Annotated in this window: 16 protein-coding genes; 15 read left to right on the top strand and 1 reads right to left on the bottom strand. The window is 40.1% G+C overall.

Going from position 1 to position 15,369, the window contains the following annotated elements:
• Positions 1-54: 54 nt before the first annotated feature.
• The 12 genes from MHH54_RS17080 to pyrG all read left to right on the top strand — a co-directional run bounded on the left by MHH54_RS17080 (position 55) and on the right by pyrG (position 12,330).
• Positions 55-1,230: an acetyl-CoA C-acetyltransferase gene (locus MHH54_RS17080; protein ID WP_106035699.1), complete on the top strand. Its 1,176-nt coding sequence runs from the start codon at positions 55-57 to the stop codon at positions 1,228-1,230.
• A gap of 19 nt (positions 1,231-1,249) precedes the next feature.
• Positions 1,250-2,113, top strand: a complete 864-nt coding sequence (locus MHH54_RS17075; RefSeq protein ID WP_044140176.1) for a 3-hydroxybutyryl-CoA dehydrogenase — start codon at positions 1,250-1,252, stop codon at positions 2,111-2,113.
• Positions 2,114-2,124: 11 nt separating this feature from the next.
• The gene (locus MHH54_RS17070) at positions 2,125-3,237 is read left to right on the top strand and encodes an acyl-CoA dehydrogenase family protein (protein ID WP_106029532.1); all 1,113 of its coding nucleotides are present in this window, start codon (positions 2,125-2,127) and stop codon (positions 3,235-3,237) included.
• 16 nt (positions 3,238-3,253) lie between these two features.
• Positions 3,254-4,396, top strand: a complete 1,143-nt coding sequence (locus tag MHH54_RS17065) for an acyl-CoA dehydrogenase (protein ID WP_065097849.1) — start codon at positions 3,254-3,256, stop codon at positions 4,394-4,396.
• Between the two features lie 1,614 nt (positions 4,397-6,010).
• Positions 6,011-6,301 carry an uberolysin/carnocyclin family circular bacteriocin gene (locus tag MHH54_RS17060; protein WP_003214902.1) on the top strand — a complete coding sequence of 97 codons (291 nt, stop codon included), beginning with the start codon at positions 6,011-6,013 and terminating at the stop codon, positions 6,299-6,301.
• A 158-nt stretch (positions 6,302-6,459) separates the two neighbouring features.
• Positions 6,460-6,639, top strand: coding sequence for a hypothetical protein (locus MHH54_RS17055; protein ID WP_106035697.1), 180 nt, complete (start codon positions 6,460-6,462; stop codon positions 6,637-6,639).
• Between the two features lie 695 nt (positions 6,640-7,334).
• Positions 7,335-7,781 carry a hypothetical protein gene (locus tag MHH54_RS17050; RefSeq protein WP_223250666.1) on the top strand — a complete coding sequence of 149 codons (447 nt, stop codon included), beginning with the start codon at positions 7,335-7,337 and terminating at the stop codon, positions 7,779-7,781.
• A gap of 13 nt (positions 7,782-7,794) precedes the next feature.
• Positions 7,795-8,325, top strand: coding sequence for a stage II sporulation protein M (locus tag MHH54_RS17045; RefSeq protein ID WP_342500463.1), 531 nt, complete (start codon positions 7,795-7,797; stop codon positions 8,323-8,325).
• Between the two features lie 30 nt (positions 8,326-8,355).
• A complete protein-coding gene (locus MHH54_RS17040) occupies positions 8,356-8,970 on the top strand; it encodes an ATP-binding cassette domain-containing protein (RefSeq protein ID WP_342500462.1) in 615 nt (204 codons plus the stop codon).
• A complete protein-coding gene (locus MHH54_RS17035) occupies positions 8,949-9,452 on the top strand; it encodes a hypothetical protein (RefSeq protein ID WP_003215181.1) in 504 nt (167 codons plus the stop codon). The genes MHH54_RS17040 and MHH54_RS17035 overlap by 22 nt, the downstream gene beginning before the upstream one ends.
• A gap of 492 nt (positions 9,453-9,944) precedes the next feature.
• Positions 9,945-10,484, top strand: coding sequence for a DNA-directed RNA polymerase subunit delta (rpoE, locus tag MHH54_RS17030; protein WP_003214586.1), 540 nt, complete (start codon positions 9,945-9,947; stop codon positions 10,482-10,484).
• A 238-nt stretch (positions 10,485-10,722) separates the two neighbouring features.
• Complete coding sequence (gene pyrG, locus MHH54_RS17025; RefSeq protein ID WP_003215143.1) at positions 10,723-12,330, top strand: CTP synthase (glutamine hydrolyzing); 1,608 nt, start codon at positions 10,723-10,725, stop codon at positions 12,328-12,330.
• 42 nt (positions 12,331-12,372) lie between these two features.
• Here the strand turns inward: pyrG and MHH54_RS17020 are convergent, their stop codons facing one another.
• A complete protein-coding gene (locus MHH54_RS17020; RefSeq protein ID WP_050944447.1) occupies positions 12,373-12,903 on the bottom strand; it encodes a DUF2529 domain-containing protein in 531 nt (176 codons plus the stop codon).
• A 180-nt stretch (positions 12,904-13,083) separates the two neighbouring features.
• Here MHH54_RS17020 and MHH54_RS17015 point away from each other — a divergent pair, with 180 nt between their 5' ends.
• From MHH54_RS17015 to fsa, 3 genes are all read left to right on the top strand, one after another.
• On the top strand, positions 13,084-13,458 hold the full coding sequence (locus tag MHH54_RS17015) for a response regulator (protein WP_003214681.1): 375 nt from the start codon (positions 13,084-13,086) through the stop codon (positions 13,456-13,458).
• Positions 13,459-13,636: 178 nt separating this feature from the next.
• Positions 13,637-14,494 carry a class II fructose-bisphosphate aldolase gene (locus MHH54_RS17010; RefSeq protein ID WP_003214879.1) on the top strand — a complete coding sequence of 286 codons (858 nt, stop codon included), beginning with the start codon at positions 13,637-13,639 and terminating at the stop codon, positions 14,492-14,494.
• Between the two features lie 112 nt (positions 14,495-14,606).
• A complete protein-coding gene (fsa, locus tag MHH54_RS17005; protein WP_003215343.1) occupies positions 14,607-15,245 on the top strand; it encodes a fructose-6-phosphate aldolase in 639 nt (212 codons plus the stop codon).
• The last annotated feature ends 124 nt before the right edge of the window (positions 15,246-15,369 follow it).

Raw genomic sequence — 15,369 nt, 5'->3', positions numbered from 1 at the left:
GTACATCTGCTGTTTAGATAATATGTAAGCGGTAACAAAAGGGAGGGGACATACATGAGTAAGACAGTCATTGTATCTGGAGCAAGAACACCATTTGGAAAACTAGGCGGTGCTTTCAGTGGGTTGACTGCCGCAGAACTAGGCGGAGTGGCAATCAAGGCTGCGCTGGAAAGAGTGCCGGATTCACATCATGTGGATGAGGTCATCATGGGAAGTGTTTTGCAGGGAGGACAAGGTCAGATTCCTTCAAGGCAAGCAGCAAGACATGCTGATCTTCCGTGGTCCGTTCCGACGCAAACTATCAATAAAGTCTGTGCATCAGGAATGCGCAGTGTGAGCACAGCAGATCAAATCATCCGAGCTGGAGATGCGGAGGTCATCGTAGCGGGCGGTATGGAATCCATGTCACACGCCCCTTATTTGCTAAAAAAAGCGCGATGGGGCTACAAAATGGGAGATGGTGCGGTACAAGATGCGATGATTTTAGATGGATTAACCTGTTCGTTTACAGGCGTTCATATGGGTGAGTATGGGAGCATGGCTGCGAAGGAGCTCGGTATCACGCGGGAAGAGCAAGACCTTTGGGCATTAAGAAGTCATGAACGAGCGATCGAAGCGCAGAAAAACGGCTTTTTTCAGCATGAAATCACTCCCGTCACCGTCAAGACGAAAACGGGAGAGCGGCTGATGACAGAAGATGAATCCCCGCGTCGTGATACGTCATATGAACGGCTGTCAAAGCTCATGCCTGTTTTTGATCAAACGGGTACCATTACCGCTGGAAATGCACCAGGTGTCAATGATGGAGCAAGTGCGCTTCTTTTAATGAAAGACACATATGCAAAGCAGCATGACGTCAAGCCATTGGCAATCGTGCTTGGTCATACGCAGGTAGCTGTAGAGGCAAAGGATTTTCCGAAAACACCAGCCTTTGCTATCGAGAAAATTTTACAGAAAACAGGCAAGCGCCTAGAGGATATCGATCTATTTGAAATCAATGAGGCCTTCTCAGCTGTGGCGCTGGCATGTGAAAAAATAATCGGGCTTGACCGGCGGAAAATGAATATCAACGGTGGTGCAGTTGCGCTTGGTCATCCCATTGGGGCAAGCGGAACACGTATCATATTGACCTTGATTCATGCATTAAAACAAAGAGGCGGCGGTATTGGCATTGCGACGATTTGCAGTGGAGGCGGTCAAGGAGATGCCATCATGATAAAGGTAGATTAAAAGGGAGGCGTTCATCGTCATGAGTACAGAAGAAACCGTCATGGTCGTTGGAGCTGGTCAAATGGGATCAGGCATTGCCCAAGTTTTTGCTCAGTCTGGCTATACAGTTCTGCTGCATGATGCATCTGAAAAGCAGATTCATCGAGCCATTTCCTCCATGACCAAACAACTGACGAAACGAGCAGAAAAAGGAAAGCTAGCCCATCAGGCAGTCCGAGATATTACGCAGCGGCTTGCCGTATCTACAGATTTAAAAGACGTGCAGCAGGCTCATTTAGTGATTGAAGCTGTATCTGAACAAATGAGTGTGAAAAAGCAAATCTTTGAAACACTCGATCAATTTGCAGAGGCGAAAACGATATTTGCAACAAACACATCCTCCTTGTCGATCACAGAATTAGCAGCTGTTACGGGGAGACCGGAGCAAGTGATTGGCATGCATTTTATGAATCCGGTGCCTGTCATGAAACTCGTTGAGGTCATTCGAGCGTTGCAAACGAGTGACGACACGTATCAACTCGTTTGTGAAACAGCAAAGAATTTAAACAAAACCCCAATTGAAGTGGAAGACTTCCCAGGGTTTGTATCAAACCGCATATTGATGCCAATGATCAATGAAGCTATTTACACCCTTTATGAAGGCGTGGCAGATGCAGAAAGTATTGACGGTGTCATGACGCTTGGAATGAATCACCCAATGGGGCCGCTTCGTCTCGCTGATTTCATCGGACTAGATACATGTTTATTTATTATGAATACCCTTCATGAGGGACTTGGGGATAGCAAATACCGACCTTGTCCTCTTTTGAAAAAATACGTGAATGCAGGCTGGCTGGGCAAAAAGACAAAGAGAGGTTTTTACACATACCACGACCACTCATAGGGGGAGTCAAAATGGATGTTTTGCTTACGGATCAACAGCGACTCTGGAGAGAACAGGCAGCAGAATTTGCAAGACAGCGTGTATTCCCTGAAGTGGAAGCCATGGAACAAGGTCAGTTCCCAAGAACACTTTTAGCAGAAATGGGACGACAAGGCTTTCTGGGGATTCCAATACCAGCTTCGTATCAAGGCTTAGGAGCAGATTTTACAACGTATATCATCGCCATTCATGAATTATCCAAAGTGAGTGCGACCATCGGTGTCATTGTGTCCGTTCATACATCTGTTGTGACGATGCCTATTTTGGCTTTTGGAACGAATGAGCAAAAAGAATCCTATGTTCCGCTGCTTGCATCCGGGCAGAAACTGGGAGCATTTTGCCTGACTGAACCGAAGGCAGGCTCAGATGCCTCCAATATTCAGTTAAGAGCAGAGCGGGCGGGCGACCATTATGTGTTAAATGGTACAAAAATGTTTATCACAAGCGGCGGGGAATCAGAACTGTATCTTGTCTTTGCCGTGACAGATCCTGCTTCTGCGAAAAAAAATATATCGGCATTCATTGTCGAGAAAGGTACACCAGGATTTACGATCGGAAAAGATGAGAAAAAGATGGGGCTCCATGGGTCAAAAACTGTCACGCTTCATTTTGATGATGTGCGGATTCAAAAACAGCAGCTGCTCGGTGCAGAAGGAGAGGGCTTTCACATAGCCATGTCTAGTTTAAATGCGGGGAGAATCGGTATCGCGGCTCAAAGCCTCGGTATAGCTGAAGCTGCATTAACCGAAGCGGTGACGTATTTAAAGCAGCACCCGGCAGGTCTAGAAACGACCATTCGGCTGGGTGATTTGGCAGCGAAGCTTGAAGCTGCCAAACTATTAGTCTATCAAGCGGCTTTTTATAAAGAGGCGAATCGTCCGGTGACAAAGGAAGCATCCATGGCAAAGCTATTTGCGTCAAAAACGGCGGTTGAGATCAGTACAGAAGCGATCCATTTACTCGGCATGGACGGTTATACGAATCGCTATCAAGCAGAACGTTACTTTCGTGATGCGAAAGTTTGTGAGATCTATGAAGGAACAAGTGAAATTCAAAGGCTGGTCATTTGTAAACAGCTAATATGAAACGAGGTGGCTCATGATGCAGTTTCAATTAAGTGATGAACATGAAATGATTCAAAAAATGGTGAGGGATTTTGCGAAAAATGAAGTAGAGCCAACAGCAGCAGAGCGGGACGAGACAGAAACGTATGATCCAGCTATTTTTCGCCAAATGGCGGAGCTCGGTTTAACGGGCATTCCTTGGCCGGAAGAGGTAGGCGGGATCGGAAGTGATTATTTAGCCTACGTCATCGCAGTGGAGGAGCTTTCAAGAGTGTGCGCCTCTACAGGCGTCACCCTCTCCGCCCACACCTCTCTCGCCTCGTGGCCTATCTATACTTTCGGAACAGATGAACAAAAAGAGACCTATTTAAAGCCGCTTGCAGAAGGACAGAAGGTAGGGGCATATGCACTCACTGAGAGCGGTTCGGGTTCAGATGCCGGCGGAATGAAGACAACGGCAGTAAAAGCAGGCAGTGAATACGTCCTGAACGGTGCGAAAATCTTTATTACAAATGGAGGCATTGCGGATTATTATATTGTGTTTGCTGTGACAGACCAAGAAGCTACATCTCGAAATACGACCGCCTTTATTGTAGAAAAAGAGACACCGGGTTTCTCGGTCGGCAAAAAGGAAAGCAAACTGGGCATTCGCTCATCGCCAACGACTGAAATTCGATTTGAAGATTGCCGGATTCATGAAAGAAACCGGCTCGGACAAGAAGGAGAAGGCTTTAAAATAGCTATGATGACCCTTGATGGCGGAAGAAACGGTATTGCTGCACAGGCTGTTGGGATTGCACAAGGCGCTCTTGATGCGGCAGTCGATTATGCGAAGGAGCGAAAGCAATTCGGCAAACCAATCATTCAGCATCAAGGAATTGCTTTTAAGCTCGCAGATATGGCAACCGCAATTGAAGCATCTAGGCTGCTCACTTATCAGGCAGCATGGCTCGAAACGAAAGGGCTCCCGTATGGAAAGGAATCAGCTATGTCCAAGCTCTTTGCTGGAGATACAGCCATGAAGGTAACAACAGAAGCCGTCCAAATCTTCGGCGGCTACGGCTATACAAAGGATTACCCAGTCGAACGATACATGCGTGATGCAAAAATCACCCAAATTTATGAAGGCACACAGGAAATCCAGCGCCTAGTCATCTCGCGCAAACTGCTAGATATGTAGAAACAAAGCAAAGACCACCTGATGTGAGGTGGTCTGTTTTGGTTTGGTTCATGAAGCATTAATCACTAGCATCATCCAAAGTTTTTTTATTTTAGGATTGTAAAAGGATAGTGTCGGCAACAGGAAACAGCTTTAACGTATGAGTGATTTGTAACTGGTGAAGTAGTGAGTATTGGTACATGTGAATTGGCAATATACCTACTAAAGAATTAGACCTCAAGAACGATATAGCTATAACCCACATACAAGGTAATAGTCAGGTTTTCCTGAATTTAAGATGATTTCCAGTATCGATCCATATTATATTAGCATTATGTTAAAATTAAGAAAATAAAAATATGGGAGGTTATTATGACCACAACTACTACCATTATAGCAATTGTGACTTTGGTGATATGGATCATGGTTTCCGCAGAACTTTCGAAGTCTTCAAAGAAAGATCACAATGAAAAAGAAAATAGCCGTAGAAAATTAATTGTTTTAATGCTTGCAGGCATCATATTGACCATAGCAGTAGTCATCTCATTACTTCAGAATCTCTAGCCTTAAAATAAACGATAAAAGTGTATCGTTATGAAAGCATATTTCAATGCTTGAGAACTAGATAGCAAGTTCATCTCATTCACTAATGTGTTTAGACTTTGCAGAAATGTCAGGGTTCAGCCTCATTTCTAACGTGATGGTTATGATTCTGCCTACATAAAGGAGCAATGCTTTTTTTGCCCGAATATCTGGATCTAAAGAAAATACAGAAATGACTATACAGACGATTCATGCAAAAAGCAGCCATTATTTTTCATCATACGTTCAAAGATTTGAATAATGGGTATCTATTTTGATATCAAATCGAAGTCGAGACAACTCAATATGAGTGTCTCGATTTTTTTGGAATTGAGGAAATTGATTCAATTTAACTAGGTAATTTAATCCATTTTCTTCTTTTTCGACTCCGATTTGTAGGGACTTATGTTGTGTTTTAGAGAATAGTATGTTTATCACATTTTCTAAATGTTACAATTTTTCAAAAGCTATGATAGGAACTGAAATGTATAAAGATACTGATATATTTCCAAAAATGAATCGCTCCCTAATACAGGATACGGTTCTTCTCTCCTTAGGGTCAATGTGTATAACTTACTTCCCATTCTATTCATCATTTCTCTTGAATTCAAAATAAAATCAACTCTTTTTCCACATCTATAACATGATCTTTCAGTGATTTTTTGAACTTGGTCTCTGTCTTTAACGAAGGTGAGCTCCGATTGTTGAAGAATATCTCAGTAATAATCAAAGTACTACAGGAAACGAGCATCTCTTAAAAAAATTCATCATAAAAGTTTACCTGTCTCTAAAAAGAAGGCATTGAAGATTTGAAACGAATTGATTTTTTGATAGAGTTTATCAGAAATTCTGACTAGATTTGAATGAATCAGAGCATTTTATGCTATTACATAAGTGCCCGGTAAAAATGGAAAATGAACGTAAATCCTGATAAAAACTGATTACAAATACCGTTAATTAAATAAATATTACAAATTTTCCAAAAAAATATTGAAATGTCATTTCCTTCTTGCTAGACTAAAGAAGTAGTAAATAATCGAAGGAGGTCATATTATGACGAAAGCAACAGATTCTAAGTTTTATGCTTTATTATCGCTGTCACTTCTTGCGGTAACATTAGTAGCTTTAGTGATTGGTAATGGTTCTTTGATTGCAGCAAATCTGGGTGTTAGTACTGCAACTGCGGCAACAGTAGTGAATTTCTTAGATACTTGGTCCTCAGTAGCGACTGTCATTACAATCGTTGGTGTTTTCACTGGCGTAGGCACAATTAGTTCAGGTGTAGCTGCTGCTATCTTGGCTATTCTTAAAAAAGAAGGAAAAGCAAAAGCTGCTGCTTTTTAATCTAAAAAAAAATCATCTCAATCTTTATTGAGATGATTTTTTTTCCAAAAGTGTATTGTATCAGATGAAACAACGTTTAATAGATAGTGACTTAAAAACTAATTTAACGTTTTATGCCCATCCGGCTTGTAATAAAACATTAATTAGGAGGAAATTTTATGATAAAAGCAAAAAATCTTGGCTCATTCTCACTATTGTTATTTGCAGTTACAATGGCATCTTTAGTTGTTAGAAATGGTTCTTTGATAGTAGCCAATCTAGGTGTTAGTACTGGGGCTCCCGCTGCTATTTTGTTTGTACTTAAAAAACAAGGAAAAGCCAAGGCTGCTGCTTTTTAAAATGACTTATGCATAAAACAAATAAACTATTTAAAATATATGATCAAAGTATAATGGGGTACCTCAATTATATTGGGATGATTCTTTTTTCTTTCATTGTGATGGTAGCGTTGATTTTCTATCGGGGTGAGATTCCCGGCACTTACCTAAACAGCTTTGTTTTTATTTCAATATACATTGTAGCTACAGCTAATATTAATCGTTGTGTATTACCGTATAGAAGACAGCAGCCAGGCGTGGTCTTTGTCTCTAAACAATTGTTGTTGAAACATTTATTCTTTACGATTAAAAAAGGATATTCAGTTCAATTACTTTTGGCTTGTTTCATCGCTTTAACCTTTTTGTTAGTAGAAAATCAATATTTCATTATGATACTAGCACTTATTGTCGTGATGCTTTCTTTTGCATCTCAATTATTGTCAGGTCTATTCAATATCATCAACAGAATACTCCTTTTGTTGCAATTTTGGTATATCATAACGTCCGTTTTTGAAGCAGTGATGATACTGCAAATAGTACAGTCTCTTCTTATTTACATTTACATAAGTAATTCTCATAGAATACCTTTGACAACTGGACTTTCCTTCCTAAAAAGTGCGAATAAGCAATATAGGTCTGGAAATATTCTGTATTTATTTTTGTCATATATCACTAGTAATAAAATATTGATCATTTTAATAGGTGCCTTAGTATCAATGCTTACTTATTTCGCCCAATCCTTTTTAACGAAAATAGAAAATCTGCCTGCGCTCATTTTAGTCTATATAAACTTTATTACGATCTTAGAAATCTTAATAGGGTCGAAAAAGGAAGAGATTGTGCTTGATAGGGCAAGAATCGAGACGTTGCAATCCTCTTTGATTGTGAGTCCGTACGAGAGATTTAAATCCAGTACGATATATTTACTATGTCTTGTACTGATTTTTGTCAGTGTGTGTGGAATAGTCGGAGTAATGATCAACACGTCCGATATCTCAATTATTCTTAAAAATACGTTATCGTTGCCTTTAATCATCTTTATTGGGGTCGTATATTTCAGAAAAACAGAACTATTAATCAACGATTATGAACATAAGTTATTGAAGCTGTCCTTGCCTATTTTATTACTCATATGCATTACTATTTTCACGATTACTTCATGAAAAGAGGAGGAAAATGATACATAAAAGATTGAAGTATTTTCTGTGTTACTACTCTATCTACTGTATATTGCTGATAGGTACAGGGATTTATCTAGGGAATATAGTCAACAAAGATTTATTTGAAGCCGCACCACCAACTTCGGGCCAGGAATTTATGTCTGTAGTCCTGACACATAACTTAACGAACTTTGCAATGTATTTACTGGGTTTCTTGTTGTCGCCGTTATTTCAAATAATGGATTTTGGAGGTTCGTCCTTCGTCATTACGATGGGTTTTAGAACGCTAGGAGCACAAGAAGCTTTAGGTAAACTAATTCCTCATGGGCTATTAGAATTTCCAAATATGTTGTTTTATCAAGGAATCAGCCAGTATGTGCTTTTCACACTAATTTATACGAAATCAATTAAAGCTGCTTTAGGTGTCATGAAAAAAATGATTCCTTATTATCTACTATCGTTAGTCATCCTAATAATAGCTGCTTTTATTGAAGGGTATGATTCTTTATTATTTTCTATCATGATCAATCATAGATGGTTTTATTGAAGACTCTATACGACAGAGAAGGGGATTCAAGTGGGATTAGAATTTGTAGAATGTACGAAGAAGTTCAAAAACAATATCATACTAGATAAATTGAATTTTTCAATTCCAACAGGTCTCTTTCATTTAGTGGGGAGAAATGGTGCAGGTAAAAGCACTCTCCTTAAAATGATAGCTGGTTTAGATAAGAGATACTCTGGAAATATTGAGGCAAACAAAGAATCGACTCTTTATTTAAATGTGGATCCTATTGGCATTCACCCATTTACAATTAGAGAAAACCTAGAGATTCTGTGGAATACGTTTAAAATTGTGCCGACTGAAGAACAAATGGGGAAAGTGAATGATTTTTTTGATGGTAACCTAGATGGTTCGTATAGCAGAGCATCTACGGGTATGAAAGCGAAGGTAGGATTATCTTTATTATTCGTAAAAGATTGGGAAACCATTCTAATTGATGAAACCATGTCATCTCTAGATTCAGAGAGTATAGAGATGCTATCTGAGAGGCTAGTGAATCTCTCTATTAAAAAAATTTCAACCATCATATATGTTTCCCATAGCATGGTGAATAAACGCTTAAACGATCATTCAAGCATTATGAGTATAGGGGATGGGAGGTTATTATGGAACAACGTCCAAGAATAACATCATTGATATCATTGGTCATTTTTATTATGGCCAATTATTATTTCGTTACTTTTGCTATTGAGCTGAATGGCTACATTTCGCAACTAGATGATTTAAGAGCTATGTTAGAGGATATGTCCTATGAAACGATGCTGAATCTAATTGTTGTCATTACAACAATTCTAACCACCATCAGCCTATTAGTTCAGTATCTCATCGCAAAATTCCTATTAATCATCTTTGCTCCAGAGGTTAAGGGTCATTTGTTTTATGCTCTAATTCCTAAGATTATCATTATGTTTATTAATGTAATATGTATGGGGATCTTGCAAATACAAAGCTTATGGCTGTACCTCTTCACGGCACTCATAGGAGCAGTGTTGATCTTGTTCTTTTTTCAATACAAAAAAGCGAACTGGAAAGCTTCGATTCTCTTTGCGGCACCATTTATTATAGATGCTTTCATTTCCTTAGGAAAAGAAATAGTCGCTGTACTGTAATGAATAATAAATAGAGCATGAACTCTTGCGAAAAGAAGTAACGGTATTCGCATAAAAACTGAATTCAAGGTTACTTGAGAAAAAAGGTGTTATACAATTTTTTTCATTAAAGGTACACGTCAACTGAACCCGTTGGCGTGTACCTTTTTATACGCTTTATAAAAAATGGACAATCACTTCGTTCGAATGATAGCCAAAATTTATTCATTCACCATTGCTGCCTCTGATTGTTCCCATTTTTTCGTTTGGAATGAATAAAACGGTTTACAAAATGCAGGCCGGACACAAAAGCTAGACCCATTTCACCTAAATGATGAACCATTAGTTGCTCCCCTTGAGAAAAAATCAAAAATTAACATGATTAAAGGTGGCATAAACTCCCCTAATTTGTTTATAATGAGAGGTATGGTTTGTCGTAAAAATAAGGGATAAACACTTATTATTTCACTGATAAATGGATACATACATGTAATAGAAAGGGAGTGTCTGACCTTGAGTTTGAAAGAATACTCACAGGAGCAGCTCAAGCACATGTCTTTAGTTGAACTTGCTTATGAAATTTTCAGAGACAGCAAAACACCGATTACGTTTTCCGAGTTAATAGATGAAATGGTCCGTTTACAAGGAATACAAAAATCTGATCTTGATGATCGCCTTGCTCAATTTTATACAGACTTAAATATAGATGGCCGCTTTATTTCGTTAGGTGATCAGAGATGGGGACTTCGCAGCTGGTATCCAGTTGATCAAATCGAAGAAGAAGTTCAGCCAGCTGTGAAAACAAAAGCGAAAAAGAAAAAAACAAAAGCAGCTGTCGTTGAAGAAGACTTCGATGAAATTGAAGAGGAAGAGGAAATCGAAGAGCTTGAAGAAGACCTTGATCTTGTTGAAGACGACGATGATCTCGACCTAGACGATGATGAGGAAATTGAGGAAGATATAGAAGAATTCGACGAAGATGATGACGAAGATGATGACGGCTTAACAGAAATTGACGAAGACGATTTAGACGATAAAGAGGAAGAGAAATAACCCTCATAAACCGGTCCTCAAAACAGGACAAAACCGTCTTGACTTTCGAGAGCGAACTATGTAGTATGTATTTTGGGCTCTCTAAAAAGAGTACGTAAAGATACGTTCATTTACGCTCCCTTTCATTTATTTGAAAGGGAGCTTTCTTATTTTTCAAGAGATTTAGGGATACACTCTAAAAAGGATGAAGCTGTGCATGTCTAGTCATGCAAGGGTAAAAAAGAGAGGAGCATACGAAATGACAAAGTATATTTTTGTAACAGGAGGAGTTGTTTCCTCACTTGGAAAAGGGATCACGGCTGCCTCGTTAGGCCGCCTTCTGAAAAATAGAGGGATGGATGTCACCATTCAAAAATTCGATCCATATATCAACGTAGACCCAGGGACGATGAGTCCATATCAGCACGGTGAGGTTTTCGTCACAGATGACGGTGCTGAAACAGACCTTGATTTAGGTCACTATGAGCGCTTCATTGATATTAACTTAAATAAGTACAGCAACGTCACAACAGGTAAAATCTACTCTACTGTTCTGAAGAAAGAGCGCCGCGGTGACTATTTAGGCGGAACTGTACAGGTTATTCCCCATATTACAAATGAAATTAAAGATCGCGTGTACCGTGCCGGAAAAGAAACAGGTGCAGATGTGGTCATCACAGAAATCGGCGGAACAGTAGGAGACATCGAATCCCTTCCATTCCTAGAAGCGATTCGTCAAATGAAGAGTGACATTGGCCGTGAAAACGTCATGTACATTCATTGTACCCTTGTTCCTTACATTCGGGCAGCAGGTGAACTGAAAACAAAACCGACACAGCATAGTGTAAAAGAACTTCGCAGCCTTGGTATTCAGCCAAACGTTATTGTGGTCAGAACTGAAATGCCAATGACCCAGGACATGAAGGACAAAATTGCGTTATTCTGTGATATTGATACAAAAGCTGTTATCGAATGTCAGGATGCAGACACGCTGTACTCTATTCCGCTTGATTTACAAAAACAAGGACTAGACAAGCTTGTATGTGAACATATGAAACTTGATTGCCAAGATGCAGACATGACGGAGTGGACAGCGCTAGTCGATAAAGTGCAAAACCTCTCAAAACAAGTCACAATTGGTCTAGTAGGAAAATATGTTGAATTGCAAGATGCATACATTTCTGTCGTTGAATCACTTCGCCATGCTGGTTATGCATTTGATGCAGACGTTCAAATCAAATGGATCAATGCAGAAGAAGTGACAGCAGAAAATATGGCTGATTTCGCACAAGATGTCGATGGCATCATCGTTCCTGGAGGCTTCGGAGACCGCGGAGTGGAAGGGAAAATTATTGCTACACAATATGCCCGTGAAAACAAAGTGCCATTCTTCGGAATTTGCTTAGGAATGCAAGTTGCGTCAATCGAATATGCACGAAACGTACTAGGCCTTGAAGGAGCTCATTCAGCGGAAATTGATCCTGAAACAGCATTCCCAATTATTGACCTTCTTCCAGAACAGAAGGATGTAGATGATTTAGGCGGAACACTTCGTCTTGGTCTGTATCCATGTAAATTAAATGAAGACTCCAAAGCATTTGCTGCATACAACGATGAAGTGGTCTACGAACGCCACCGCCATCGTTATGAGTTTAATAATGAATTCAGACAGCAAATGGAAGCTGCAGGATTTGTCTTCTCTGGTACAAGCCCAGACGGACGTCTTGTTGAAATTATCGAGCTGAAGGACCATCCTTGGTTCCTTGCTTCTCAGTTCCACCCGGAATTCGTCTCAAGACCGACAAGACCTCAGCCATTATTTAGAGATTTCGTTGGTGCTTCACTGCAAGCATCTGAATCAAAATAAAACAAAAAAACTGCCGAGAATATCATCTTCTCGGCAGTTTTTTTATTCATATTCCTCAACGATTTCTTTCACAGTAAACGATAGAGCGTGGTAGACGTATAAGCATGTCATTAAAGCAGGATAACCGAACCTTGTTCCGTCATCAGCGGGCACAAGCGGTTTCTTGAGCTGAAAATCAATATGGACATCACAAAGCTCTTCAATCATGGACGGCTCCTTTTGTGCCGGCCCGACACCAACAACGGGCGTCCCTTGCGCGTGCAGTTCTTTTACAAGAGATTGAATCTCCTCGTCTTCTGGGTCTGAATAAAATAGCAGCACTCTATCGCTTGGATGAAGCAAGCTGCGCTCCATTTGATCAAGCGGCAGCACTTTCGCACCTGGAAATGGCTCCTTGCTTTCAGTTGCCTCTAGGGCTACAGCAGCCAGTTCATTCTTCCCGTGAAAATAAACAGCATGTCCACTGACAATGGCTTGTGCAAGAAGGCGTGCACCATCCTCGATCGCTTCAGCCTGCTTTTCTCCAATACGTGAAAAAATACCTGATAACTGGGTCGTGAAAATTTTTAACAAGACTGATTTCCTCCTTCGGTCAGATCATTTTATAATAGAATATAAAGAGAATATTAGGAAAAATGCTCAGAAAATGTCGTAAAGTAAACTATTATAAATAAAGGAAATGTGAAAATCAAACAGAATTATTTAACAACAGCTCTTTTTATGGCGAAAAATGAAAGCAATGGGGTGTAACAGATGAATGAGAAAATTTTAATTGTCGATGATCAATATGGTATTAGAATATTATTGAATGAAGTGTTTCATAAAGAAGGCTATCAAACCTTCCAAGCAGCCAATGGACTTCAGGCGTTAGATATTGTGAAAAATCATAGACCAAATCTTGTGCTGCTTGATATGAAGATTCCCGGAATGGATGGAATTGAAATTTTAAAACGCATGAAATTAATTGATGAAGACATCCGTGTCATCATTATGACAGCCTATGGGGAATTAGACATGATCCAAGAATCCAAAGAACTCGGTGCTTTGACGCATTTTGCGAAACCTTTTGATATTGATGAGATCCGAGATGCTGTCAAAGAATACTTGCCGCTCGAAACAAATGGGTAGTTGGAAATGATTGAATCGAGTCATTCTGTTGCCGATTTGTCGAATAATTGGTATCCTAGATAAGAAGAAGAAAGCGATCTGACTTTGAAAGTTTACATATGGCGAGAAATTCTGGTCATGCTAGGGTGGAGAGCTTTTTTTAGTAAGCAAATTAGCTACATAGGGAGGATTTTTCATCATGCCTTTAGTTTCAATGACAGAAATGTTGAAAGACGCAAAGGAAAAAGGTTACGCTGTTGGACAGTTTAACTTAAATAATTTAGAATTCACGCAAGCGATTTTACAAGCTGCTGAAGAAGAGAAATCTCCAGTTATCTTAGGAGTATCTGAAGGAGCAGGACGCTACATGGGCGGCTTCAAAACAGTTGTCGCAATGGTTAAAGCGTTAATCGAAGAATATAATGTAACAGTTCCTGTTGCGATTCATTTAGATCACGGTTCAAGCTTTGAATCTTGTGCAAAAGCAATCCATGCAGGATTTACTTCTGTCATGATCGACGCTTCTCACCATCCATTCGATGAGAACGTAGCAACAACTGCGAAAGTAGTTGAGCTTGCTCATTTCCACGGTGTATCTGTAGAAGCTGAGCTTGGAACTGTTGGCGGACAAGAAGACGACGTCATCGCTGAGGGCGTTATTTATGCTGATCCAAAGGAGTGCCAAGAGCTTGTAGAACGCACTGGTATTGACTGCCTTGCACCTGCATTAGGTTCAGTACATGGTCCATACAAAGGTGAACCAAACCTTGGTTTCACTGAAATGGAAGAAATTGGTAAAATGACAGGTCTTCCACTTGTTCTTCATGGCGGAACAGGTATCCCAACTGCTGACATCAAGCGCTCAATTTCACTTGGTACAGCTAAAATCAATGTAAACACTGAAAACCAAATTGCTTCTGCGAAAGCAGTACGCGAAACACTTGCTGCAAAAACAGAAGAGTATGATCCACGTAAATATCTTGGACCAGCTCGTGACGCAATTAAAGCGACTGTTATCGGCAAAATGCGTGAATTTGGTTCTTCTAACCAAGCATAATTTGATGAGAACCGAAAGCCGCCTGAGTCACAGGCGGTTTTCTCCATATCTTGAGAAAGCGCAATCAAAATTTACATTTCAGACAATTTATTGATAGGAGAGTGGCACGGTTATGTTATTTTTCGTAGATACAGCGAATATCGCAGACATCAAAGAGGCGCACGAGCTTGGCATTTTAGCAGGCGTCACAACAAACCCTAGTTTAGTAGCGAAAGAAAAGGACGTATCATTCCACGACCGTCTTCGCGAAATCACTGACGTGGTATCAGGTTCTGTCAGTGCGGAAGTCATTTCCCTCAAAGCAGAAGAAATGATTGAAGAAGGAAAAGAGCTTGCTGCCATCGCACCAAATATCACGGTTAAAATCCCAATGACAACAGATGGTCTTAAAGCTGTCAAAGCGTTAACAGACCTTGGAATCAAAACAAACGTCACTTTGATTTTTAGTGCAAACCAGGCACTTCTTGCAGCTAGAGCTGGTGCGACGTATGTCTCTCCATTCCTCGGCCGCTTAGATGACATTGGCCAAAATGGTCTCGATCTCATCAGCGAAGTGAAAACCATTTTTGATGTTCATGGCTTAGATACACAAATCATTGCTGCATCCATTCGTCATCCGCAGCACGTGACAGAAGCTGCACTTAGAGGTGCTCATATCGGCACAATGCCGCTGAAAGTCATCAAGCAGCTGACGAAACACCCATTAACGGATGCGGGCATTGAGCAATTTTTAGCAGATTGGAATAAATAAGTGATTGTGGCAGGCGGGATTGTCTCCTGTTTGCCGCAGTTTTCCTTAAAAACGCTAAGAAATGTTTTGTGCAAAGAAGAGAACATCACAGCCTCGCAAAGCTTCGATTATTTTTCTTCCGACA

The organism is Bacillus sp. FSL K6-4563 (genome assembly GCF_038630405.1).
In the GTDB taxonomy this organism is placed as follows: domain Bacteria; phylum Bacillota; class Bacilli; order Bacillales; family Bacillaceae; genus Bacillus; species Bacillus pumilus.
This window is presented reverse-complemented; position numbering and strand designations above follow the sequence as displayed.